Origin of the sequence: Curtobacterium sp. MCLR17_036, assembly GCF_003234445.2 — a bacterium.
Taxonomy (GTDB): domain Bacteria; phylum Actinomycetota; class Actinomycetes; order Actinomycetales; family Microbacteriaceae; genus Curtobacterium.
On the sequence record NZ_CP126269.1, the window covers coordinates 3,238,154 to 3,259,804 of the forward strand.

The 21,651-nt window shown below is 72.4% G+C and carries 18 protein-coding genes; 4 read left to right on the forward strand and 14 right to left on the reverse strand.

Annotation, left to right across the window (positions count from 1 at the left end; all coding sequences use genetic code 11):
• Window positions 1-37 precede the first annotated feature (37 nt).
• Together DEI99_RS15235 and DEI99_RS15240 are read right to left on the reverse strand one after the other, a co-directional pair.
• Window positions 38-1,396, reverse strand: coding sequence for an extracellular solute-binding protein (locus DEI99_RS15235; RefSeq protein WP_111040951.1), 1,359 nt, complete (start codon window positions 1,394-1,396; stop codon window positions 38-40).
• Between the two features lie 214 nt (window positions 1,397-1,610).
• Window positions 1,611-2,453 (reverse strand): PhzF family phenazine biosynthesis protein, encoded by an 843-nt coding sequence (locus DEI99_RS15240; RefSeq protein WP_111040952.1) that lies wholly within the window; start codon window positions 2,451-2,453, stop codon window positions 1,611-1,613.
• Window positions 2,454-2,576: 123 nt separating this feature from the next.
• Here DEI99_RS15240 and DEI99_RS15245 point away from each other — a divergent pair, with 123 nt between their 5' ends.
• Window positions 2,577-3,083, forward strand: a complete 507-nt coding sequence (locus tag DEI99_RS15245) for a hypothetical protein (RefSeq protein WP_111040953.1) — start codon at window positions 2,577-2,579, stop codon at window positions 3,081-3,083.
• A gap of 168 nt (window positions 3,084-3,251) precedes the next feature.
• Here the strand turns inward: DEI99_RS15245 and DEI99_RS15250 are convergent, their stop codons facing one another.
• From DEI99_RS15250 to DEI99_RS15260, 3 genes are all read right to left on the reverse strand, one after another.
• On the reverse strand, window positions 3,252-5,795 hold the full coding sequence (locus tag DEI99_RS15250; protein ID WP_181434356.1) for a lamin tail domain-containing protein: 2,544 nt from the start codon (window positions 5,793-5,795) through the stop codon (window positions 3,252-3,254).
• Window positions 5,796-5,938: 143 nt separating this feature from the next.
• Window positions 5,939-7,027, reverse strand: coding sequence for a hypothetical protein (locus DEI99_RS15255; RefSeq protein ID WP_111040954.1), 1,089 nt, complete (start codon window positions 7,025-7,027; stop codon window positions 5,939-5,941).
• 67 nt (window positions 7,028-7,094) lie between these two features.
• Window positions 7,095-8,357, reverse strand: a complete 1,263-nt coding sequence (locus DEI99_RS15260; protein WP_111040955.1) for an ROK family transcriptional regulator — start codon at window positions 8,355-8,357, stop codon at window positions 7,095-7,097.
• An 87-nt stretch (window positions 8,358-8,444) separates the two neighbouring features.
• Between DEI99_RS15260 and DEI99_RS15265 the strand changes: the two genes are divergently transcribed.
• Both DEI99_RS15265 and DEI99_RS15270 read left to right on the forward strand, forming a co-directional pair.
• Window positions 8,445-8,900, forward strand: coding sequence for a GNAT family N-acetyltransferase (locus DEI99_RS15265; protein ID WP_071253993.1), 456 nt, complete (start codon window positions 8,445-8,447; stop codon window positions 8,898-8,900).
• Entirely contained in the window at window positions 8,900-9,241 is a 342-nt protein-coding gene (locus tag DEI99_RS15270) for an MGMT family protein (protein WP_071253991.1), read from the forward strand. Before DEI99_RS15265 ends, DEI99_RS15270 begins: the two co-directional genes overlap by 1 nt.
• A 21-nt stretch (window positions 9,242-9,262) precedes the next feature.
• On the opposite strand, the gene DEI99_RS15275 is transcribed toward DEI99_RS15270, so the two are convergent.
• The 6 genes from DEI99_RS15275 to purN all read right to left on the reverse strand — a co-directional run bounded on the left by DEI99_RS15275 (window position 9,263) and on the right by purN (window position 17,143).
• On the reverse strand, window positions 9,263-10,012 hold the full coding sequence (locus DEI99_RS15275) for a TerD family protein (RefSeq protein ID WP_146247061.1): 750 nt from the start codon (window positions 10,010-10,012) through the stop codon (window positions 9,263-9,265).
• Between the two features lie 31 nt (window positions 10,013-10,043).
• Window positions 10,044-10,484: a DUF805 domain-containing protein gene (locus tag DEI99_RS15280; RefSeq protein WP_111040957.1), complete on the reverse strand. Its 441-nt coding sequence runs from the start codon at window positions 10,482-10,484 to the stop codon at window positions 10,044-10,046.
• A gap of 117 nt (window positions 10,485-10,601) precedes the next feature.
• The gene (locus DEI99_RS15285) at window positions 10,602-12,524 is read right to left on the reverse strand and encodes an ABC transporter ATP-binding protein (RefSeq protein ID WP_258369248.1); all 1,923 of its coding nucleotides are present in this window, start codon (window positions 12,522-12,524) and stop codon (window positions 10,602-10,604) included.
• The gene (locus DEI99_RS15290; protein ID WP_111040958.1) at window positions 12,521-14,344 is read right to left on the reverse strand and encodes an ABC transporter ATP-binding protein; all 1,824 of its coding nucleotides are present in this window, start codon (window positions 14,342-14,344) and stop codon (window positions 12,521-12,523) included. The genes DEI99_RS15285 and DEI99_RS15290 overlap by 4 nt, the downstream gene beginning before the upstream one ends.
• 574 nt (window positions 14,345-14,918) lie before the next feature.
• Window positions 14,919-16,553 carry a bifunctional phosphoribosylaminoimidazolecarboxamide formyltransferase/IMP cyclohydrolase gene (gene purH, locus DEI99_RS15295; RefSeq protein WP_111040959.1) on the reverse strand — a complete coding sequence of 545 codons (1,635 nt, stop codon included), beginning with the start codon at window positions 16,551-16,553 and terminating at the stop codon, window positions 14,919-14,921.
• Window positions 16,550-17,143, reverse strand: a complete 594-nt coding sequence (gene purN, locus DEI99_RS15300) for a phosphoribosylglycinamide formyltransferase (protein ID WP_071253981.1) — start codon at window positions 17,141-17,143, stop codon at window positions 16,550-16,552. The genes purH and purN overlap by 4 nt, the downstream gene beginning before the upstream one ends.
• Window positions 17,144-17,245: 102 nt before the next feature.
• Here purN and DEI99_RS15305 point away from each other — a divergent pair, with 102 nt between their 5' ends.
• Window positions 17,246-17,449: a hypothetical protein gene (locus tag DEI99_RS15305; RefSeq protein WP_111040960.1), complete on the forward strand. Its 204-nt coding sequence runs from the start codon at window positions 17,246-17,248 to the stop codon at window positions 17,447-17,449.
• On the opposite strand, the gene DEI99_RS15310 is transcribed toward DEI99_RS15305, so the two are convergent.
• The 3 genes from DEI99_RS15310 to sucC form a co-directional block, all read right to left on the reverse strand.
• On the reverse strand, window positions 17,446-19,416 hold the full coding sequence (locus DEI99_RS15310) for a cell division protein PerM (RefSeq protein WP_181434357.1): 1,971 nt from the start codon (window positions 19,414-19,416) through the stop codon (window positions 17,446-17,448). The two genes, DEI99_RS15305 and DEI99_RS15310, sit on opposite strands and share 4 nt — an antisense overlap.
• Window positions 19,417-19,511: 95 nt before the next feature.
• Window positions 19,512-20,399, reverse strand: a complete 888-nt coding sequence (sucD, locus tag DEI99_RS15315) for a succinate--CoA ligase subunit alpha (RefSeq protein ID WP_111040961.1) — start codon at window positions 20,397-20,399, stop codon at window positions 19,512-19,514.
• 11 nt (window positions 20,400-20,410) lie between these two features.
• Window positions 20,411-21,580, reverse strand: a complete 1,170-nt coding sequence (gene sucC, locus DEI99_RS15320; protein WP_111040962.1) for an ADP-forming succinate--CoA ligase subunit beta — start codon at window positions 21,578-21,580, stop codon at window positions 20,411-20,413.
• Window positions 21,581-21,651: the final 71 nt, after the last annotated feature.

Here is a 21,651-nt window from a genome sequence, read left to right on the forward strand (position 1 = left end):
GCGGGGCGCGCCTCCCGTCCGTCAGGTGGTCCGGTCCCTACCCGGAGACCGTGTTCTCCTTGCCGACCACGCCGACGACCGCGTCGTCGTAGGCCTTCGCCGCCTGTGCCGGCGACTGCTGCCCGGTCATCACGGACTCCATCGCGACCTGGATCGCGTTGGAGACCTGCGAGTAGTCACTCGTCGCCGGGCGGAAGTTCGTGTTCTCCACGAGCCCGGAGAAGAACTTGAACGTCGGGTTCGACGCGTCGTACGACGGGTCCTCGGCGACGTCCTTGCGGACCGCGATCTGGCTGTTCTCGATGTCGTACTTGAGCGAGCCCTCCTTGTTGAGGAAGGTCGTGATGAAGTCGAACGCGGCCTGCGGGTTCTTCGAGTTCTTGCCGACGGCCAGGGTCCAGCCACCGGACATGCTGTTGTACCCGGGGGCCTGGCCGTTCTGCGTCGGCATCGGCGCCTGGCCCATGACCTCGTCCCAGTCAGCCCACGGGGCGGTGCCGGACTTCAACCACGTGCCGGACTGCCACGACCCGTCGAGGTCGATCGCGAGCTTGCCCTTCGGCAGCCACGTCTGCGTGATCGTGGTGCCGATGTTCGTGTCGAGGGCCTGCTGCGGTGTCGGGCCGAGGCCGCCCTGGTAGACGTCCTCGATGAACTGCAGCGAGTCCTGGAACTGCTTCGAGCCCGTGACCCACTTCTTGTCCTTGTAGAGCGTGTTCCCCTCGCCGTCGGCCCCGTAGAGCAGCATCTCGAAGCCCTGCATCGTCGAGGCCTCGCCCTGCGGCTTGCCCGAGTAGATGTTGAACGGGATGACGTCCGGCTGCTGCTCCTTGATGGTCTTCGCCGCGGACAGGACGTCGTCCCAGGTCTTCGGCTTCCACGGCACGGGGAGCCCGGCCTTGGCGAAGATGTCCTTGTTGTACCAGAGCGCTCGGGTGTCGGTGCCCATCGGGATCCCGTAGACCTTGCCGTCGTCACCCTGGCCGGCCTGCTTGGCGTTGTCGTAGAACTGGTCCCACTCGTCCCACTTGGCCGTGTACTGGTCGAGCGGCAGCAGGTACCCGGCCTCGGCGTCGGCCTTCACCAGGAAGGTGTCCTCGTACATGACGTCCGGCGCGGTCGCCGGTGCCTTGTTCATGAGCGCGAGCTTCGTGTAGTAGTCGTTCTCCTGTGCCTGGATCGGCACGAGTTCGACCTTCTTGCCCGGGTTGTCCTTCTCGTACTGCTTCTTGACGACCTGCATCTGGGCGTCGAGCTGCTGGAAGGCGCCGAACTTCTGGTAGGCGATCTTGATGGTGTTGCTCGAGGCGGACCCCGAGCTCGAGCAGCCTGCCAGGCCGGCTGCGGCGACTGCCACGGCGGCGAGGCCGGCGAGGATTCGGGTGCGGCGTTTCATCGGTGCTCCTTTGCACGGGATGTCCGCGGGCTCCTCGGCCCGCGCGCAGGATTAGTCCAGCGGATGGACTTATCCGTGTCAAGGAGTTTCTCGCCGCGGCCGCGCCGCGGCGGCGCGGGGCGCGGGCGCGGGCCGCGGGGCGGCGTTGTCCGCCGCTGGTGCACTCGGTGAGCAGAAGATGTCGGGTCGGCGCGCTCGACCCGACGTCTTCTGCTCACTCGATCGGCGTCGCCGTGCCCGTGACCGTGATGCCGCCGGACGCCGGGACGTCGACGAGCAGCACGCTCGGGCGCCCGACGTGCCGGCCCTGCCGGATGGTGACGCGGTCCCCCGCCGCGACGGCGCCGACCTCGCGCAGGTACGCGCCCGTCGCCGCTGCGGCGGAACCGGTCGCGGGGTCCTCGGTGATGCGCCCGACCGGGAACAGGTTCCGCGCCTCGTACTCGCGCTCGCCGGTCCGGTGCAGCACGGTCACCGTGCCGTGCCAGCCGCTCTCCTGCTTGAGCGCGGCGAGCGGGGCCGGGTCGAACCGGAACTGGTGGAACAGCTCGCGGTCGTGCAGCACCACCACCGGGTGCCAGTTGCCCGCGAACGACTCGAGCACCGGGAACCCCTCGGCGACGTCGCCGGGTACGAGTCCGAGCAGGTCGAGCAGTCGGGTCAGCCGGCCGGGGTCGACGGCCCGGGAGTCCGGCTCGACGCTCGTCATCGCCACCTGCACCGTGCCGTCCGCCCCGGTCGTGGCGTCGAGCGACACCGGACCGGCCGCGGTGGTGAAGACCCGGGTGCGGACGCCCTCGCGCTCGGCGATCGCGACCCCGAGCGCGACGGTGGCGTGGCCGCAGAACGGCACCTCGGCGCCCGGCGAGAAGTAGCGGACGCGCGGGCCGGTGGCGGTGGCACCGACGACGAACGCGGTCTCGGGGTAGCCGACCTGCCGGGCGATCGCGAGCATCTCGTCGTCGGACAGCGCGGCCGCGTCGAGCACGAGACCGGCCGGGTTGCCGCCGCCCGGCTCGGCGGCGAACGCGGTGTACCGGAGGATCTCGATGCCCATCCGACGACGGTACCGCCGTGCCGCGCGGACCGGGTCCGAGCACCCGATGGTGGGGAAAACCCCCGGGTCGATCCGGGTGCGCACGTGATGTGTCACCGGCCGGTCGCGGCAGAGACTGGAACCATGAGCATCGACACCCGCCCCACCACCGCCCGCCGGACGCTCCGGATCGCCCTCGCCACGACCGTCGCAGTGTCGGCGCTCCTGCTCGCGACCGGGTGCAGCGTCCTGCAGGACATCGTCCCGAACAAGACCCCGCAGAAGCACTTCGCCTCGTACGCCGACGCTCCGCGGTCCGGCGAGTCGGAGGACGTCGCGTTCTTCATGCCGGCGTGGGTGCCGGCCGACGCAGAGGACATCGACGTCCGCCTGCACGCCTCGCAGCCGGGCTACGTCATCCGGTTCGACTCGGCGCGCGGCGTGGACCTCGACGACTGCACGGAGCTCGACGGCTCGTACGGCGGACCGGCGATGACCGCGGACTTCCTGCCGGAGGACCTGCCGACCACGGGCCTGGTGACCTGCGGCGACGGGCGCGCGGTCGCCGAGATCGGCGAGCACTGGTACGGCTGGACGACGAAGGAGGCCGTCCCGGGCGACGACGGCCAGACGCTCCGCACGCAGGACTGACCCGGGGCTGCGCGCCGGCACCTCGTGCCTCGCACCTCGCGCCTCGCGCCCCGCGCCTCGCACCCCGCACCTCGCACCTCGCACCTCGCATGGTGAGCAGGAATGGTCGGGTCGCGCACGGCGACCCGACCGTTCCTGCTCACGAAGCACCCCCGTGGGGCGCGGGAACTACTCCGCGGCCGTGCGGCGGCGACGGACGATGAGCACTCCGCCCGCGGCGAGGAGCAGGAACGCGATGAGCGCACCCGCGCCGAGGCCGTCGGCACCGGTGAACGCGAGCTGGCCGTCACCGGTGATCGTGATCGTCGTCCACCCGACCAGGCTGCCGTCCGCCGCCGTCACCGCGAGCCGGTGCGCCCCCGGCGCGGTGTCCGCCGGGATCGTCACCCGCACCGTGCCGTCCGCCGCGACCACGACCGTGCCGATCACCGTCGGCGTCGAGTACAACCACACCCGCACCGTCGAACCGGCGTCCTGCGCGCCGACCGTCACCGTGATCGTCTCCCCCGCACGAGCCGCCGCCGGCGCGGACACACCACCACGGTTCGCACCCGTCAACGACGACTCCGACGGCGCCACCGGCACCACCGGCGGCGTGATCCCGTCCACCGGCGGCACCGGCGTCGGAGCAGGGGTCGGGTCCACACCCGGACCAGGGGTCGGGTCGACACCAGGGCCAGGCGTGGGCTCCGGCGTCGGCACAGGCGTCGGGTCCGTACCCGGGCCGGGCGTCGGGTCCGTACCCGGGCCGGGCGTCGGGTCCGTACCCGGGCCGGGCGTCGGGTCCGTGCCCGGGCCGGGCGTCGGGTCCGGCGTGGGCTCCGGCGTCGGCTCCGTGCCGCCCTCGCACGGGTACGTCCCGGTGCGGAGCGAGAAGCCGTCCGTGTCGTTGTCGTCGGCGTAGAACGTCGCCCGACCGCGGTCCGTGCAGACCCCCGAGATCGCGAAGCCCTCGTTCGCGAGCGTCCGGTCCGCGTCCGCCGGGGCCTCGTACAGGGTGGTCGCGGCGAAGGCGCCGTCGGTCACCGCGAACAGTGCCGTGCGGCCGGAGCAGACCTCGTCGCAGACCACCCACAGGGCGTCGACCGTCGGGTCGAACTGCACGTCCGCGACCACCGCGAACGGCGTCGCGATCGTGGCCACGCGTTGGAAGGCGCCGTCCTCCATCAGGGCGTAGGCGTACACGCTCGCCGTCCCCTCGACCCCGACGAAGAAGAGCCCCTCGCCGTGTCCCGGGTAGGTCGCCGGGGCGTAGGCCGCGCCGGTGTGCTCGTCGGTGAACGCGTGCTCGGTCAGCCACGCGTCCGGGACCCAGGTCACGCCCTCCAGGCCGGCGTTCGCGCCGAGCCCCGGGAAGTCCGCAGCCAGGTCCCACTCGTCGGTGGCGCGCAGCACGGTCTCGGCGCCGTCCGTCGTGGCGTAGCGGAGCACGGCCGGTCGGCTCGTCGACGACACGTCGTTGTCGCGCTCGGTCGAGACGTACACGGCACCCGGGTCGTCGGCGGTGACCGTGACGCCCTCGGCGTCCGGGGTCCCGGTGCCGTCGGCGTAGCGCAGGTCGGTACCCGCCGTGTTGGTCGGTGCCCAGCCGCCCTCGCCATCCGAGGCCAGGTGGTAGAGCAGCCCGTCGCCGTTCTGCACGGCCCAGAGCTGCCCGTCGCCCGAGGTGCTCGAGGTCGTCCAGTCGAGACCGCTCAGGTCACCCGAGAACGTGTCCTCGTCGTCGAGCACCGTCTCGTCCGGGCCGCCGGGCCAGGCCTCGGCGGTGACGACGCCGGCGAACCGGTTCGCCGCGCCCTTCGTCGGCTCGGCGGTGACGGCGAACTCGCCGGTGCCGTCCGGGTTGCGGCCGTACGTCGTCGCGGCGTGCTCCGACCAGCGGTACTCGTCGGCGATCGCCCCCGCGGGGTCGGCGAGCCGCACCGCGTCCGCCTTGCCGAGGCCGAACACGAAGTCGGCCTCGTCGAGCACCGTGAACCCGCCCGGCGCGACCGTCGTGCCGGCGGGGATCGCGTAGGTGTGGTCGTCCTCGCTGTCACGCAGCACGTACCCGCCGAGGTCGACGGTCGTGGTGCCGACGTTCGTCAGCTCCACCCAGTCGCCCGGGGTGCCGCCCTGCGACTCGACCTCGTTGATGCGGACCGGCGACGAGCAGTCGTTCGGCGCACCCTTCGTCGAGGCCGTCGTGTCGACGAGCGGCCCGGTGCCGTCCGGGCAGCGCCCCCAGGTGACGGCGGCGTGCGCGGTCCAGGAGTACCGGAGCACCAGGTCGCCGGCGGTGTCGTACACGCGGACGGTGTCCTTGCCGCCCAGGCCGAAGTCGAACCCCGGCGCGGTGGCCGACAGCCCGTCGATGACGAAGTACCCGCCGGCCGCGATGGTCGACCCGCTCGGCAGGACGTACGCCTCGTGCTTGCCGTCGTCGTCGAGGAACGCGTAGCCGGACAGGTCGATCGCCGCGGCGGAGGTGTTCGCCAGCTCGACCCAGTCGGTGTCGTCGCCGTTGGACTCGACCTCGTTGACCACCAGGCCGTTCGCGGCGGCGGCGCCGACCGAGGGGTCGTCCGCACCGACGGCCGCGACGGCGGGGCTGGCAACGCCGATGCCGGCGGCGGCGATGAGCGCGGCCACGAGTGCCGCGGTGGCGCGCAGGGTCGACGGGCGCAGCGTCGACGGGCGCATGGTCGGCGGGCGCAGGGCAGGAACGCGCATGCAGGGTCCTTCTCGGGGAGGTCGGGGGAGACCTGCACGACTGTTCAGCATCCGGGCGTCCTGCCGGTGGCCGTCGGATGAACGACGGGTGTCGCGGACCGTGGTCGCAACCGCCCCGGGGGCGACCCCGACCCCGTCGCCGGTCAGCCCCGGGCGACCCCGGAGAAGTCCGGCGACCCGTCGGCGAGCGCCGGCAGCGGTGACCCGTCGACGTACCGCGGCCAGGCGAGCGCGCGTGACGCCGTCGGTCGGGTCGCGTACCGGAACCCGTCCGGACCGGTCACCGTGTCGGTGTCCGGTGACGCGACCGGCACCGCGGCAGCGGGAGTCGGGGCAGCGGGAGTCGGGGCAGCGGGCGTGGCCACCGGCGGCTGCGGCGTGCTCGGACCCCAGGGCGCTGGCACCTGCGCCGTGCTCGGGCCCCCAGCCGCCGACGCCTGCGCCGTGCTCGGCCCCCAGGCCGTCGGCGGTGCGGACGCCGACACCGTGCCGGAGACCGGCGTCGCACCCCACGCAGACGCCGCGGGTCCCGGCCCGGGCGAGGGTTCGGCGAACGGCAACGGCCCCCACGACCCCACCGACGCGTCGTGGTGCTCCCGTGGGCGGAAGAGCGCGTTGCTCAGCGGCACCACGACGGTGCCGAGCAGGTCGAGGATGACGACCACCCAGACGAGTCGCCAGTACCCCGGACGCAGGTCGAGGCCGGGGGCGAGCAACGGGATCGACACGAGCAGCGCGAGCAACGCGATGACCCCGACGGTCGACTTGGCGACGACCTGCAGCACCGGCGTCGGGAACCGTCGGTGGATGACGAGCAGCAGGTGCACGTGCAGCAGGGCCACGCGCGCGACGGCGACGAGCCCGATCCACTGCCAGAACCGCTCGCCGACGATCCAGATCCCGTCGCCGCCGTACGGGTCGATCGGGACGATCCAGACCTTCACCAGCCCGGCGACGAGCAGGTACAGCGACGTCAGGACGCTCGCGAACGCGAAGGTCCCCGACCGCTGCGAGGAGACGTCGGCGTCGTACCAGGACAGCAGGGCGAAGACGACGACCACGACGATCGTCAGGAGCAGCTGCACCGCGACCCGGCCGAAGTCCCCGAGCAGCACCGCCACGATGCCGACGAGCCCGGCGGCGACGACCGCGCCGATGATCGTGCGGAACACGAGCGGGCGGACCCGGGCCCACCGCGGGTCGATCGTGCCGTCGTCCAGCGTGTCCGTCATGGTTCCCCCAGGTCCCCCGCACCGCCGGCGGGTGCGTCGGTCCGCAAGCGTAGCGGCGACCGCCGGGTCAGCGCCCGATGAGCAGGGCGCTGGCCCGGGGCGACAGGGCCGCGTCGAGCACCAGGCACGCGGCACCGACCGCGGCGACGTCGGCGCCCCGGTCGCTCTCGACGACGGCGACCGGGTGCTTCGGCACGAGCAACGGCGAGTCGACGATCGCCGCTCGGGCGGCCGGCAGCGCCGCGCTCGCGATCCGCGACCAGAACGGGCCGCCGAAGACCACCCGGTCGACGTCGAGCAGGTTCACGATGAGCACGACGGCCTGCCCCATCACGGCACCGGTCTGCGCGGCGAGCGTCACGGCGGCGGCGTCCCCGTCGTCGATGGCGGCGGCGAGTTCGTCCCACGCCGCGTTCACCGCGTCGGCCGCGACGGGGGCGGTGTCGTCTGCCGTACCGCCGGTGAACCGCACGCCGCGCTCCCGCGCGATCCGCACGAGTCGGTCGGGCGCGACGGCCGCGCCGACCTCGCCCCGCGTGCCCGCGCTGTCCGGGGTGCCGGCGAGGGCGCCCTGGTCGACCATGATGTGCCCGGCGTCGCCCGCGTTCGACCCGACCCCGCGCACCGGCTCGTGGTCGAGCACGAGTCCGACACCGAACCCGGTGCCGAAGTACACGAAGGCGAAGTTCCGCGCCGCGGACTCCCCCGCCAGGAACATCTCGCCGACGGCCGCCGCGGTCACGTCCTTCTCGAGCAGCACCGGGTGACCGGTGGCCTCGGCCAGTGCCTCGCGCAGCGGCACGTCCCGCCACCGCGGCAGGAAGGGCGGGTCGACCACGATGCCGGCGTCGACGTCGATCGGGCCCGGGCTCGCGATGCCGATGCCGAGCACGGCGTCGACGTCGACGCCGGCCTCGGCGACCAGGCCGCGCACCGCCGAGGCGATGGTGCGCACCACCTCGGACGGGTCGTCCGCGGTCGGGGTGGACGTGGTGGTCGACGCCACCACCGCCCCGGCCAGGTCGAGCAACACGTAGGTGACGACGGCGGGGTCGACGTGCACGCCGACGGCGTAGCGGCTGCCGGGTTCCAGCCGCAGGATGGTGCGGGGCTTGCCGCGGCCGGAGACGACGGTGCCGGACTCGACGATCATGCCGGCCTCGATGAGGAACCGGGTGACGTTCGACACGGTCTGCGCGCTGAGGCCCGTGCGTGACGCGAGCTCGACCCGGCTCAGGCCGTCCGGTGAGCGGCGGACCGCGTCGAGCACGACCGTCCGGTTGAACCCACCGATCGACGGCAGGTTCGCCCCGCGCCGATGCTCTGCCATCCCGCGACCATACCGCGGTGCAACGGTGCGGTCTCGGTCCGCCGCGGGCGCTGGCCCCCGGACGGGTCGCACCACTACCCTGGCCGCATGTCCGACCTGCGTCTCGAAGAACTCTCCGCGAAGACCGCTGCGGCGGCGAACTCCCTGACGCTCAAGCCGGGCCAGGAACAGTTCGTGCAGCCGACCACGTACGGCGTCGCCGAGTCCGACGTCAAGCCGAGTTCGGCGTGGACGCGCGTGGTCCTCGACGGCGACGAGGTCCTCGGGATCATCATCGGCTCGTTCGACCCCGACAGCACGCACGAGGAACTCCGCAGCTGCATCTGGCGCGTCAACGTCGCGGCGAGCGCGCAGGGTCGCGGCGTCGGCCGCTTCGCCGTGCACGGCCTGGCGGACGAGGCCCGCAGCCGTGGGTTCGAGCGGCTGACCGTGGTGTACGAGCCCGGCGGCGACGACAGCCCCGAGGCGTTCTTCCGCGCCCTCGGCTTCGAGGTCGTGCGCGAGACCCGGTACGGCGACCACTTCGCGGTCCTGCCGCTGTAGTGCCTGCCGCCACCGGGGCGCACGAGGACTTCGGCGCCGCCGTCGCCGAGGTCGTCCGGAGCATCCCGCCCGGCCACGTCATGACCTACGGCGACGTCGCCGCCGTGCTCGGTTCACGGGCGTCCCGCGCCGTCGGCAAGGTCATGGCGCACGAGGGCGCCGACCTGCCGTGGTGGCGGGTCGTCCGCGCGGGCGGGCTCCCGCCGCTCCACCACGAGGAGCGGGCGCTCGGCCACTACCGCGCCGAGGGCACGCCCGTCCGGCAGGGGGCGTCGACCTGGAGGCTCGACATGCGTCGGGCGCGCTGGTCGCCGACCACGGACGCGGACGACCCGTTCTGAACGGGCGCCGACGACGTCGGCCTACTTGAACGCGTTGACCGCGCCCGCGTCCATCACCACGGAGCCGTCGTCCGCGATGACGGGCCGCTTCTCGGAGCGCGGTGCCGAGTAGAACTCGAGCTTCTCGATGCGGACCTGGTCGCCGTTCGTGATGACGCCGGGCACGCACGTGTAGACCTTGTTGTTCGTGTCGGCGTCCCGCGCGTCGATCTCGACGACGTCGCCGGCACCGTTGTCGATCGCCATGCCGACCTGGTACTTGCGGAAGGACCCGGTGCCGTTCGACTGCGCGGAGTACACGACGGGCACGATCCGGGCGATCTCGGGGTTCAGCGTGATCGCCACGGTCTCCTGCGCCATGGTCGTCTGGCCGGTGCCGCGTCGCTCGTCACCGCGGTGCACGACGGCGCCGTCGGCGGTGCGGGGGCTGAAGGAGCGCTCGGCCTTCGTGCCGAACTGCGCGACGGTCTCGACGTGCCCGTCGCGGTACTGCACGAGGGCGTAGACGTCGTAGTCGGTGGCGTTCGGCCACGAGATCGTCGCGGTGATCGTCTGCGTCTTGGTGAGCGAGACGACCTGTCGCTTCTCGAGGTTGATGCGCCCCTTCGCCAGGCCGAGGTCGGACGCCGGCGCGGGCGCCTCGGCCGGCTGCTGCGGCGCAGTGGTCGCGGCCGACTCCTGCGCCGGCGTGGTGGTCTTCTTGCCGAACCCGAACATGTGCTCCCCCAGGTGGTGTCGTCGGCGGCGTCGTACCGCGCTGCTGCGGTCCATCCTGCCGGAGGAACCGGTGCGTGTGCTGCGCTCAGCGCTCGAAGCGCACGCCCTTCGGGTTCGACGGCAGCAGGAACAGCACGAGGAGCACGAGCGAGCCGATGCCGGGCAGCACGTGCAGGAACTGCCAGAACCCGGACCGGTCCGCGTCGTGCAGGCGGCGGGCGCCGAGGGCGAGGGAGCCGATCAGCGTCACCAGCCCCCAGAGCACGAACAGGTACGAGCCGACCGGGTTCTCGAGCAGCGGGGTGTCCGGCGTGAAGGCCTGCGGGGCGAGCTGCAGCACGAGACCGATCGCGAGCGACGTCAGCCACCACCACCAGAACTCGGAGCGCGAGGCCCGGCCGGTGAACACGGTGTACTTGCGCCAGAACCGACGGACGGCCTCGGCGAAGGGAGCGCCGACGAACGGCTCGCTCAGGGCGACCCCGCCGGGCTGCACGCTCTGGTTGTTCGTCGGTCCAGTGCTCATCGGTCCAGCCAACCACGTCGTCCCCGAGCGACCGTGTCCCCCGTCCGGCACGACGCGCCCCGGAACGGTCGACGCGCCCCGGCTCACCGGGGCGCGTCGGCCGTCAGCGGGCGCGGCTCACACGAGCGAGTCGCGCCAGGCGGCGTGCAGCTGGGCGAAGCGCCCGGTGCCGGCGATGAGGTCGGCGGGGGTGCCGTCCTCGACGACGCGGCCGTGCTCCATGACGAGCACGCGGTGCGCGATCGCGACGGTCGACAACCGGTGCGCGATGATCACCGCGGTGCGGTCGGCGAGCAGGGTCTCCAACCCCTCCTGCACGAGCCGCTCCGACGGGATGTCGAGCGACGCGGTCGCCTCGTCGAGGATGAGCACCTTCGGGTCGGCGATGAACGCGCGGGCGAACGAGAGCAGCTGCCGCTGACCCGCCGAGACACGGCCACCGCGCTTGTTCACGTCGGTGTCGTACCCGTCGGGCAGCGCCGTGATGAACTCGTGCGCGCCGACGGCCTTCGCCGACGCCTCGATCTCGGCCCGGGTGGCCCCGGGCTTGCCGAGCGCGATGTTGTCCGCGACGGTGCCGGAGAACAGGTACGCCTCCTGCGTCACCATGACGATGGCGCGGCGCATGTCCTTCGGCTCGAGGTCGCGCAGGTCGACGCCGTCGAGCTGCACCGAGCCGCGGGACGGGTCGTAGAAGCGCGCCATGAGCTTGGCGAGCGTCGACTTGCCGGCGCCGGTCGAGCCGACGAGCGCGATGGTCTGCCCGGCCGGGATGTGCAGGTCGAACTCCGGCAGCACGACCTTGCCCGCGTTGTACGCGAACTCGACGCCGTCGAAGTCCATCTTGCCGTGCGCGTCCGGCAGCCGGACGGGCTGCACCGGGTCGGGCACGCTCGGCCGTTCCTCGAGCACGCCGGAGATCTTCTCCATCGCGGCCGAGGCCGACTGGTACCCGTTGTAGAACATCGCGAGCTCCTGCGCCGGGTCGAAGAACCGCTTGGCGTACAGGGCGACGGCGAGCAGGACGCCGACCTCGAGCGAGCCGCCGACGATGCGGAAGCCGCCGACGATGACGACTGCGGCGAGCGTGACGTTGCCGATGAGCACGAGGATCGGGTCGAACGTGCCGAACAGGTTGAACACCTTCGTGTTCGCCACCCGGTACGCCTCGACGAAGCCCCCGTACTCGTCGCGGTTGCGGGACTCCTTGCGGAACGCCTGCACCGCGCGGATGCCCGTCATCGTCTCGACGAAGTGCACGATGACCCGCGCCGAGGTGGTGCGGGTGGACCGGAACAGCGTCTGCGAGTTCGTCTGGAACCAGCGGATGAGGAACCAGAGCGGCACGAGCGAGATCGCCAGCACGAGGCCGGAGACCGGGTCGAGCAGGACGAGCGCCACGGCGGTGAACACCATGTAGAGCACGCCCTGGATGAGCTGGTTCAGCCCGGAGTCGAGCAGCTCGCGGATCGAGTCGAGGTCGCTCGTCTGGCGCGAGATGATCCGGCCCGACGTGTACGTCTCGTGGAACTCGAGCGACAGCCGCTGCGTGTGCAGGAACACCCGCTTGCGCAGGTCGATGAGGATCGCCTGGCTGATCCGGGCCGCGAGCACCGTGTACCAGGCAGCGAGGACCGCACCGAGCACCGCGATGACGACGTACGCCGACACGACACCGAACGCCGGTGCCCAGTCGTCCTGGTCGATCACCCGCGGCAGCGCCTCGTCGATGCCCCACGCGATGAGTGCCGGCCCGGCGACGGTGCCGGCGGTCGAGACGACCACGACGACGCCGAGCAGCACGAGCCGCGCCTTCAGCGGCGCCGCGAGCGACCCGAGCAGGGCGAGGGAGCGGCGCCGCAGGCGCTTGCTCTCCGCCTTGGTGAAGTCGCCACGCTCCTCGCCGCGCACCCCCAGGGTGGTGATCGAGGCGGTGATGGGTGCGGCAGCCTGCGCGTCGGCGACGTCGTCGATGACCGGATCCGCGCCTCCCGAGCCGGCCGACGTCCCGACCGGCAGGTTCTGTTCCTGCTGACTCATGCCATCGCCTCCTCGCGGGCGTCTGCGTCATCGTCGTCGAGCGACGAGATGACGTACCGGTAGTGCTCGTTGGTGGCCATCAGCTCCGAGTGGGTGCCGACGGCGGTGACCGTGCCGTTCTCCATGAGCGCGACGCGGTCGGCCAGGGTGACGGTCGACGGTCGGTGCGCCACGATGAGCGACGTCGTGTCGGCCAGCACCCGGCGCAGGCCGGCTTCGACCCGTGCCTCGGTGTCGACGTCGAGCGCCGACAGCGGGTCGTCGAGCACGAGCACCGACGGCCGCGCCGCGATCGCCCGCGCCAACGCCAGGCGCTGTCGCTGTCCGCCGGAGAGCGAGAGCCCCTCTTCGCCGACGCGGGTGTCGACGCCGTCGGGCAGGTCGTCCACGAAGGACGCCTGGGCGATGTCGAGGGCCTCGCGCATGAGCGCCTCGGCCTCGTCGCCCGTGACGTCCGGACGGCCGAGCAGCACGTTCTCACGCACCGTCGTCGAGAACAGGGTGGCGTCCTCGAAGGCGACCGCGACGTGGCGACGCAGCTCCGCTCGGGTGAGGTCGCGGACGTCGACGCCGTCGATCGTCACGGACCCGCCGGTGACGTCGTACAGGCGCGGGACGAGCGCGAGCAGCGTCGTCTTGCCGGACCCGGTGAGCCCGACGAGCGCCATCGTCTCGCCCGGCTCCAGCCGCAGCTCGACGCCGTTCACCAGGTCCGGGTACTGCGGTGCGGAGTCCTGGTAGCGGAAGTGCACCGCGTTGAACGCGAGCGCGCCGTGCGGCTCGGGGATCGTCTTCGGCTCGGCCGGGTCGGTGATGGTGTTCTCGGAGTCCATGACCTCGAAGAAGCGGTCGACCGCGGTCCTGGTGTCGAACGTCATCGACAGGAAGAAGCCGATCGACTCGATCGGGAACCGCAGCACCGTGGCGGTCGCGAAGAACGCGAAGAGCTGCCCGACGGTCATCTCGCCCTGAGACGCCAGCCAGATGCCGGCCAGCAGGCAGAGCGCGAATGCGACGTCCGGCACGAGCAGCAGCCACAGCCAGATGCTCGCGATGGCCTTCGCCTTCTTGATCTCGGTGCCGCGGAGCGCCTCGGCCTGCTCGCTGAACTCGTCGAGCTTCGCGCCGCCGCGGCCGAACGCCTTGAGCACGCGGATGCCGTGCACCGACTGCTCCACGCTCGTGGCGAGGTCACCGACCTGGTCCTGGCTGCGGCGCGCCACGACCGAGTACCGGCGCTCGAACAGCAGCCCGTTGATCCACAAGGGGATCGACGCGACCAGGAAGATCAGGGCGAGCAGCCACCCGAAGGTGAACAGCACGACGAAGCCCACGGCGATCGTGATGATGTTCACCACGAGCAGGACGACGCCGAACGCCAGCCAGCGGCGGATCAGCGACAGGTCCGACACCGAACGGGACAGCAGCTGCCCCGACTCCCACCGGTCGTGGAAGGACACGGGCAGGTCCTGCAGCTTCGCGTACAGGGCGTTGCGCATGCTCGACTCGATGCGCGTCGACGGCCGCATCACCAGGCGGCGACGCGAGGCGATGAAGAACGCCTCGAGCAGGCCGAGCGCGAGCACCGCGAGGCCGGCCGGCCAGATCTGCGCCGAGTCGCGCGACGACAGCGGACCGTCGACGAGCCACTGCAGCACGTAGGGGATGGCGAGCGCCACCAGGGAGGCACCCATCGCCGCGGCCATGCCGGCGATGAGGCGGCCCTGGTGGGGCCGCACGTAGGGGAGGATCCGCGCGATCGCACGCAGGGTCGTCGGGCGGGAGGTGGACGGGCGCGCCGTGGTGGGCGACTTGGACATGGGTTGCGTCCTCATGCGTCTGCCGGGTCCCCGGGTCGCGCTGCGGGTGCGGTGCTCGCGTGTTGCTCGCGTGCGTCGTGTGCGCAGCCTCGACCTGGAGGCTCGGTGTGGCGTTGCGTGGTGATCATCGGCCGGGCGCGTGTCACGCCGCCGCCGTCACGTCCGTGACGTCGGCCGGGCCGGAGGGCACCGGGGGATGGTCGTCCCCCGGGTTCAGGCGGGTGGTCCGCGACGCCGTCGACCGGTGCCGCGAGGCCGTGGGAACGGCCCGACTAGGCGGCGGCCGCGACGCGGGGTCGCGGGGCGATCAGGGATCGTCGTGCGGGAGCGGTCCCCACGACGGACTCCAGACCCGCACGGGCAGCCATCGCCACTGTTCCGGTCGTGTCGTCCATCGTCACTCCAGTCGTCGTCTTCGTCTCCGTGGTGTCCGCGGTGCCGCCGATCCCGAGGGACCGTCGACTGCCTGCCGCGGAGCCTTACAGACTATTCACAGGAGGACGTCGTGCGCAATGGTGCGCCACGAATTCGTCAGAGCAGTGGAAGAAGTGCAGCTCAGTGGAAGAAGTGCCGCTCAGTGGAAGAAGTGCCGCTCGCCCGTGAAGTACATCGTCACGCCGGCGGCCTGCGCCGCGGCGACGACCTCGTCGTCACGGACGCTGCCACCGGGCTGGGCGACCGCGCGCACGCCGGCGTCGAGCAGGACCTGCAGGCCGTCGGCGAACGGGAAGAACGCGTCCGACGCCGCGACGCTGCCGGCCGCACGGTCCCCCGCACGGTCCACCGCGAGGTGGCAGGAGTCGACGCGGTTGACCTGGCCCATGCCGACACCGACGCTCGCGCCCTGGTTCGCCAGCAGGATCGCGTTCGACTTCACCGAGCGGCTCGCCTTCCACGCGAACGCCAGGTCGACGAGGGTCTGCTCGTCGGCCGGCTCACCGGCGACCAGGGTCCACGTGGACTGGTCGAACCCGGCGAATCGGTCGGCGTCCTGCACGAGGAAGCCGCCGGAGACCTGCTTGACCTCGCGGTCGGCGAGCGCGAAGTCCGACGGCAGCGTGAGCAGGCGGATGTTCTTCTTCCGCGACAGGATCTCGAGGGCCTCGGGGTCGAACGCCGGGGCGACGACGACCTCGGTGAAGATGTCCTGCACCGTCTCGGCCATCTGCTTCGTCACGGTGCGGTTCGCGGCGATGACCCCGCCGAACGCCGACAGCGGGTCGCAGGCGTGCGCGGCCGCGTGCGCGGAGGCGATCGGGTCGGCGGCGTCGGCCGGGGCGATCGCGATGCCGCACGGGTTGGCGTGCTTGATGATCGCCACCGCCGGCTCGTCGAAGTCGAACGCGGCCCGCACGGCGGCGTCGGCGTCGACGTAGTTGTTGTACGACATCTCCTTGCCGTGCAGCTGCGTCGCCTGCGCGATGCCGGTGCCGTCGGGCAGCGTGTACAGCGCGGCTGCCTGGTGGGCGTTCTCGCCGTAGCGGAGCGTGGCGGACAGTTCGGCCGTGAGCGACAGCTGCTCGTCGAAGATGCCCGGCGTCTCGAGGTCGGTGCCGGTCGTCGGGGCGGCCGCCGCCGCGACGACGTCGCTCGCGAAGTAGCCCGCGACGGCGGTGTCGTAGGCCGCGGTGTGCGCGAAGGCCTGGGCGGCGAGGCGCTTGCGGAGCTCGAGCGGGGTGCCGCCGGCACGGACGGCCTCGACGACCTCGGCGTAGGACGCCGGGGACACGACGATCGCGACGTTCGGGTGGTTCTTCGCCGACGCACGGACCATCGCCGGGCCGCCGATGTCGACGTTCTCGACGACCGTGGCGGAGTCGGCGCCCGAGGCGACCGTCTCGACGAACGGGTAGAGGTTCACGACGACGAGCTCGAAGGGCGCGATGCCGAGGTCCGCGAGCTGCTGCTCGTGCGACGCGAGCCGCAGGTCGGCGAGCAGGCCCGCGTGCACCGAGGGGTGCAGGGTCTTGACGCGCCCGTCGAGCGACTCCGGGAAGCCGGTGACGTCCTCGACCCCGGTGACCGGGAACCCGGCGTCGCGGATGGCCTGGGCGGTGGAGCCCGTCGACACGATCTCGACGCCGGACTCGGCCAGGGCGCCGGCGAGCTCGAGCAGGCCGGACTTGTCGCTCACCGAGATGAGGGCCCGGCGCACCGGGACGACGTCGCGGTCGCGGTAGAGGCTGGGGTCGGCTGCGTGCACGCTCATGCGCTCGGGGTGTCCTTCAGGTCGGTGGTGCCGTTGGCGATGTCGAGGATGGTCTGGATGAGCAGGCGACGCTCGACCGGCTTGATGCGGTCGTGCAGCGTCGACTCGGTGTCGCCCGGCAGCACCGGGACGCGTTCCTGCGCGAGGATCGGGCCGCTGTCGACCCCGTCGTCGACGGTGATGACGCTCGCGCCGGTCTCGGTGACGCCCGCCGCCAGCGCGTCGCGGACGCCGTGGGCGCCGGGGAACTCGGGCAGGTACGCGGGGTGCGTGTTGATGATCGCCGGGGCGAACTCGGACACCACCGCGGGCGGCAGCAGTCGCATGAGGCCGGACAGGACGAGCAGGTCCGGCGACCACGGGCGGATCTGCTCCGCGAGCGCCTCGCCCCACTCGGCACGGGTCGCGTAGCGGGAGAACGGCACCGTGAACGTCGGGATCGAGAACTCCTCGCCCAGCCCGAGGCCCTCGGCGTCGCGGTCGGCCCCGATGGCGACGACACGGGCGGGGTACTCGGCGTCGAAGGTCGCTTCGAGCAGGGCTCGGAGGTTCGACCCGGTACCGGAGATCAGGACGACCAGTTCGAGCACGGCACCAACCCTAGCGGGACCCGCGTTGGAGGTCACACCCTCGGAGACCGCTAGCATTTCAGACATTACTAATCGGAAGGGTGGACGACGACGATGGATCACGTGCGCGATGTCCTCGGCAGCGTGACGTTCGCCGTGCTGCTGAGCCTCGCGCTCCTCGTCGTCGGCGCGGCGGTCGCGAGCGCCGCCTGGACGGCGGGCTCGTGGATCCGTCCGGCTGCGACGGGCACGAGTGTGTTCACCGCGGCCATGTGCACGGCGGCCGCCCTGCGCCGTCGGCGTGCTCGGACCGGTGGCCGGCGCTAACGGTCGCCCTTCGGCTGCCGCCACCAGGGCAGCTCGTCCTCGGGGATCTGATCGGTGGCGTCCCAGGCCGTCGGGCGGGCCGTGTCTGCGAGCCGCGTCGGGTCCGTCGCCGACTGCGCGCCCCGCCCCGGCCGGTCGCCGTGCACCTCCACGGCCGGTTCCGCGTCGTCGACGTCGTCCCGTCCGGCGACGAACTCCTCGGTGCTCCAGGGGAACGCGGGCTGCGCGTCGGTGCGGTCCCGCTCCGGTGTGGCCGCCGGCCGCTCGGCCGCCGCGTGCCCGGCGTCGCTCCGCTGCCCGGCCACGCGGTCGCGCAGTCCGGCAGCACGCCCGCGCAGGCCGCCGGCGCGCTGCCGGACCGAGCCGGCGGCGTCGGACAGCCGGTCGCGCAGGCCGGCCAGGCCGGCGCCGCCGCCGTTCCGCCGTCCGTCCGAGGGTGCCTCGGTGACGCGGTCGGCGGCGACGGTGTCGGTCGCCGCCCACGCCGGCAGTTCGACGTCGTGGTCGGTGTCGCGGGCGACGCGCTCGTCGGACACGGGCTCGGTCGGCAGGGCCGCGCCCGCCCGGTCCGCTGCCGCGACGGTGGCGCCGTCGTGCGACTCCTCGACCACGAAGCGGTGCACGTCGGTGGTCCGTCCGGCACCCGCCCGGTCGAGGGCTGCCAGCAGCGAGCCGGCGTGGGCGTCGGCCGCAGCGGCGTGCTCGTCGTCGTGGTCGGCCTCGGTCCAGCGCTCGCGGCCCCGCTCCGGGAACCGCACCAGGTCGCTGCCGGTGGCGAGCGCGAGGATCGCCGGCACCCCGACCTCGAGCGCGGCGAACGCGCCGACGGTGAGGGCGTGCGGACCGACGCCGGCCAGCCGGCCGGGGCCGAGGGACCCCGACGACAGCCAGGCGACGAGGCCGGTCGCGACGCCGGCGACGAGCCCCGTGACGACGCCGCCCAGGGCACGGTGCAGCGCCGAGTCGGCGGCGCCGAGGGCCCGGACGAGCCGCGGCCGCATCGCCCCGCCGACGGCGAACCCGGCGACGACGGGCACGAGCACCCAGACCAGCCCGAAGGTGTGGCCGGAGGTCGGCAGCGCGCCGAACACCGGCAGCCCCGGGATCGGCCCGAGCGTCGTCGCGATCGGCGAGACGCTCGACCCCGTGCCGATGGCGAAGCCCGGTCCGACGAGCCACGACGTGGCCCAACCGACCAGGTCCGGCAGGAAGGCGAGCTGTCCGACCGTGATGGCCACGCCGCCGACGACGCCGGCGTGGGACTGCTCGTACAGGGTGATGACCTCGGCGAACGAGGTGAACAGCAGCAGGCCGACGACGAGCCCGGCGACCGCGACGACGACCGCGGTGGCGGCGGTGCCCGCGCGCAGTCCGAAGCCGATCACGGCGCGCCACACGGCGGGGACCCGGTCGAGCAGGTCGAGCAGCCGCTGGGTACCGGCGTCGGCGGGCAGCCCGCGTCGGCGGCGACAGACCTCGGAGGTCCAGAGCGCCGGGATGCCGAACCAGAGCGCCGGCAGCACCACCGCCTGCCAGAGCGTCGGGCGGGTGGCCGCCGAGGTCGAGGTCGCCGCGACGGCGAGGCCGAGCAGGGCGACGGCGGCGGTGCCGACGAGCAGCCCGGTGGTGCGGTGCTCGGTCTCCGCGAAGCGCCGTCCGGCGCGGCCGCCGAGCCACGCGGTGACGACCGCGAAGCCGAGCGCGGCGATCGTCACGTGGACGGGGTCGCCGGCGCCGGGGATCCCGGTGCTCTTCGCAGCGGCGGCACCGAGCAGGAACGTCACGTCGACGCCGTGGCCGACGAGCCAGACGCTGCCGGTGGCCTTCCAGAACACGTCCCAGTCGACCTGCAGCCCGTACTCGAAGCCCCACAGGAGCGTGAGCGGGACGAGGGCGATGCCGACGCCGACGCCGACCGTCACGACCGCCTCGATCGCGGCGAGCAGAGCGGTTCCCAGGCGGTTCATCGCAGCGAGGATACGTGCCGAGCCGCAGGAACGACGGGAGGCTCGGCGCGAACCCGCGCCGAGCCTCCCGGCAGCCGTGTCGAGACGAGCGCCGCTCAGCGCGCGGCGACCACCTCGCGCAACAGCGCGGCGGTCTCGGACGGCGTCTTGCCGACCTTGACCCCGGCGGCCTCGAGCGCCTGCTTCTTCGCCTCGGCGGTGCCGGCCGAGCCGGACACGATCGCCCCGGCGTGGCCCATCGTCTTGCCCTCCGGCGCGGTGAAGCCCGCGACGTAGCCGACGACCGGCTTGGTGACGTGCGCCTTGATGTAGTCGGCGGCGCGTTCCTCGGCGTCGCCGCCGATCTCGCCGATCATCACGATCGCCTCGGTCTCGGGGTCCGCCTCGAACGCGGCGAGCGCGTCGATGTGCGTCGTGCCGATGACCGGGTCGCCGCCGATGCCGATGGCGGTCGAGAAGCCCAGGTCACGCAGCTCGTACATCATCTGGTAGGTCAGGGTGCCCGACTTCGACACGAGGCCGATCGGGCCCTTGCCGGTGATCGACGCCGGGGTGATGCCGACGAGCGACTCCCCGGGGGTGATGATGCCGGGGCAGTTCGGGCCGATGATCCGGGTCTTCCCGCCCAAGGCCTTGGCGTGCGCCCAGAACGCGGCGGAGTCCTGCACCGGGATGCCCTCGGTGATGACGACGACGAGCGGGATCTCGGCGTCGATGGCCTCCATCACGGCGTCCTTCGCGAACGCCGGCGGCACGAAGACGATGGAGACGTCGGCACCGGTGGTGTCGATGGCCTCGCGCACCGAGCCGAAGACGGGCAGCTCGACGTCTCCGTGGGTGACGGTGGTGCCGGCCTTGCGGGCGTTGACGCCACCGACCACCTGCGTGCCGGCCTTGAGCATCAGGGCGGTGTGCTTCGTGCCCTCGCCACCGGTGATGCCCTGGACGATGACCTTGGAGTCCTTGTTGAGGAAGATCGACATGGTCAGTCCCTTCAGGCCGCTGCGGCGGCGAGTTCGGCGGCCTGCTCGGCCGCATCGTCCATGGTCGCGGCGACGGTGACGAGCGGGTGCGCTGCCTCCGCCAGGATCCGACGACCCTCTTCCACGTTGTTGCCGTCGAGGCGCACGACGAGCGGCTTGGTGGCCGCGTCGCCCAGGATGCCGAGCGCGGCGACGATGCCGTTCGCGACGGCGTCGCAGGCGGTGATCCCACCGAAGACGTTCACGAAGACGCTCTTCACCTGCGGGTCGCCGAGGATGACGTCGAGTCCGTTGGCCATGACCTCGGCCGAGGCGCCGCCGCCGATGTCGAGGAAGTTCGCGGGCTTCACGCCGCCGTGGCGCTCACCGGCGTAGGCGACGACGTCGAGCGTCGACATGACGAGACCCGCGCCGTTGCCGATGACGCCGACCTGGCCGTCGAGCTTGACGTAGTTGAGGCCGTGGGCCTTCGCCTTGGCCTCGAGCGGGTCCTCGCTGGCGGTGTCCTCGAGCTGCGCGTGGCCCTCGTGGCGGAAGTCGGCGTTCTCGTCGAGCGAGACCTTGCCGTCGAGTGCCAGGATCTGGCCGTCGCCGGTGCGGACGAGGGGGTTCACCTCGACCAGGGTCGCATCCTCGCCGGCGAACACGTCGTAGAGCTTCACGAAGACGTCGGCGACCTGGTCCTGGAGCTCGGAGGGGAAGTTCGCCTGCCGCGCGATGTCCAGCGCGGCCTCCTTGTTGATGCCCGTCAGCGGGTTCACCTCGACGCGGGCGAGCGCCTCGGGCTTCTCGACCGCGAGCTGCTCGATCTCCATGCCGCCCTCGACGCTGGTGAGCGACAGGTAGGAGCGGTTGGCCCGGTCGAGCAGGACCGAGAAGTAGAACTCCTCGGCGATGTCCGCACCCTGGGCGACCATGACGCGCTGCACGGTGTGGCCCTTGATGTCGAGGCCGAGGATGGCCTGTGCGTGCTCGTACGCCTCGTCGGGGGTCTTCGCGACCTTCACGCCGCCGGCCTTGCCGCGACCGCCGACCTTCACCTGCGCCTTGACGACGACCACGCCGCCGATCTGCTCGGCCGCCGCTCTCGCCTCGTCCGGGGTGTCGGCGATGATCCCCTGCAACACGGGGACGCCGTAGGACTCGAAGAGGTCCCTGGCCTCGTACTCGAAAAGATCCACGCTGTTCTTCTTCCCGCACGTTCCGTGCGATCGGCATCGGTTACCCGGTCGCCACACTCACCATCGAGGGT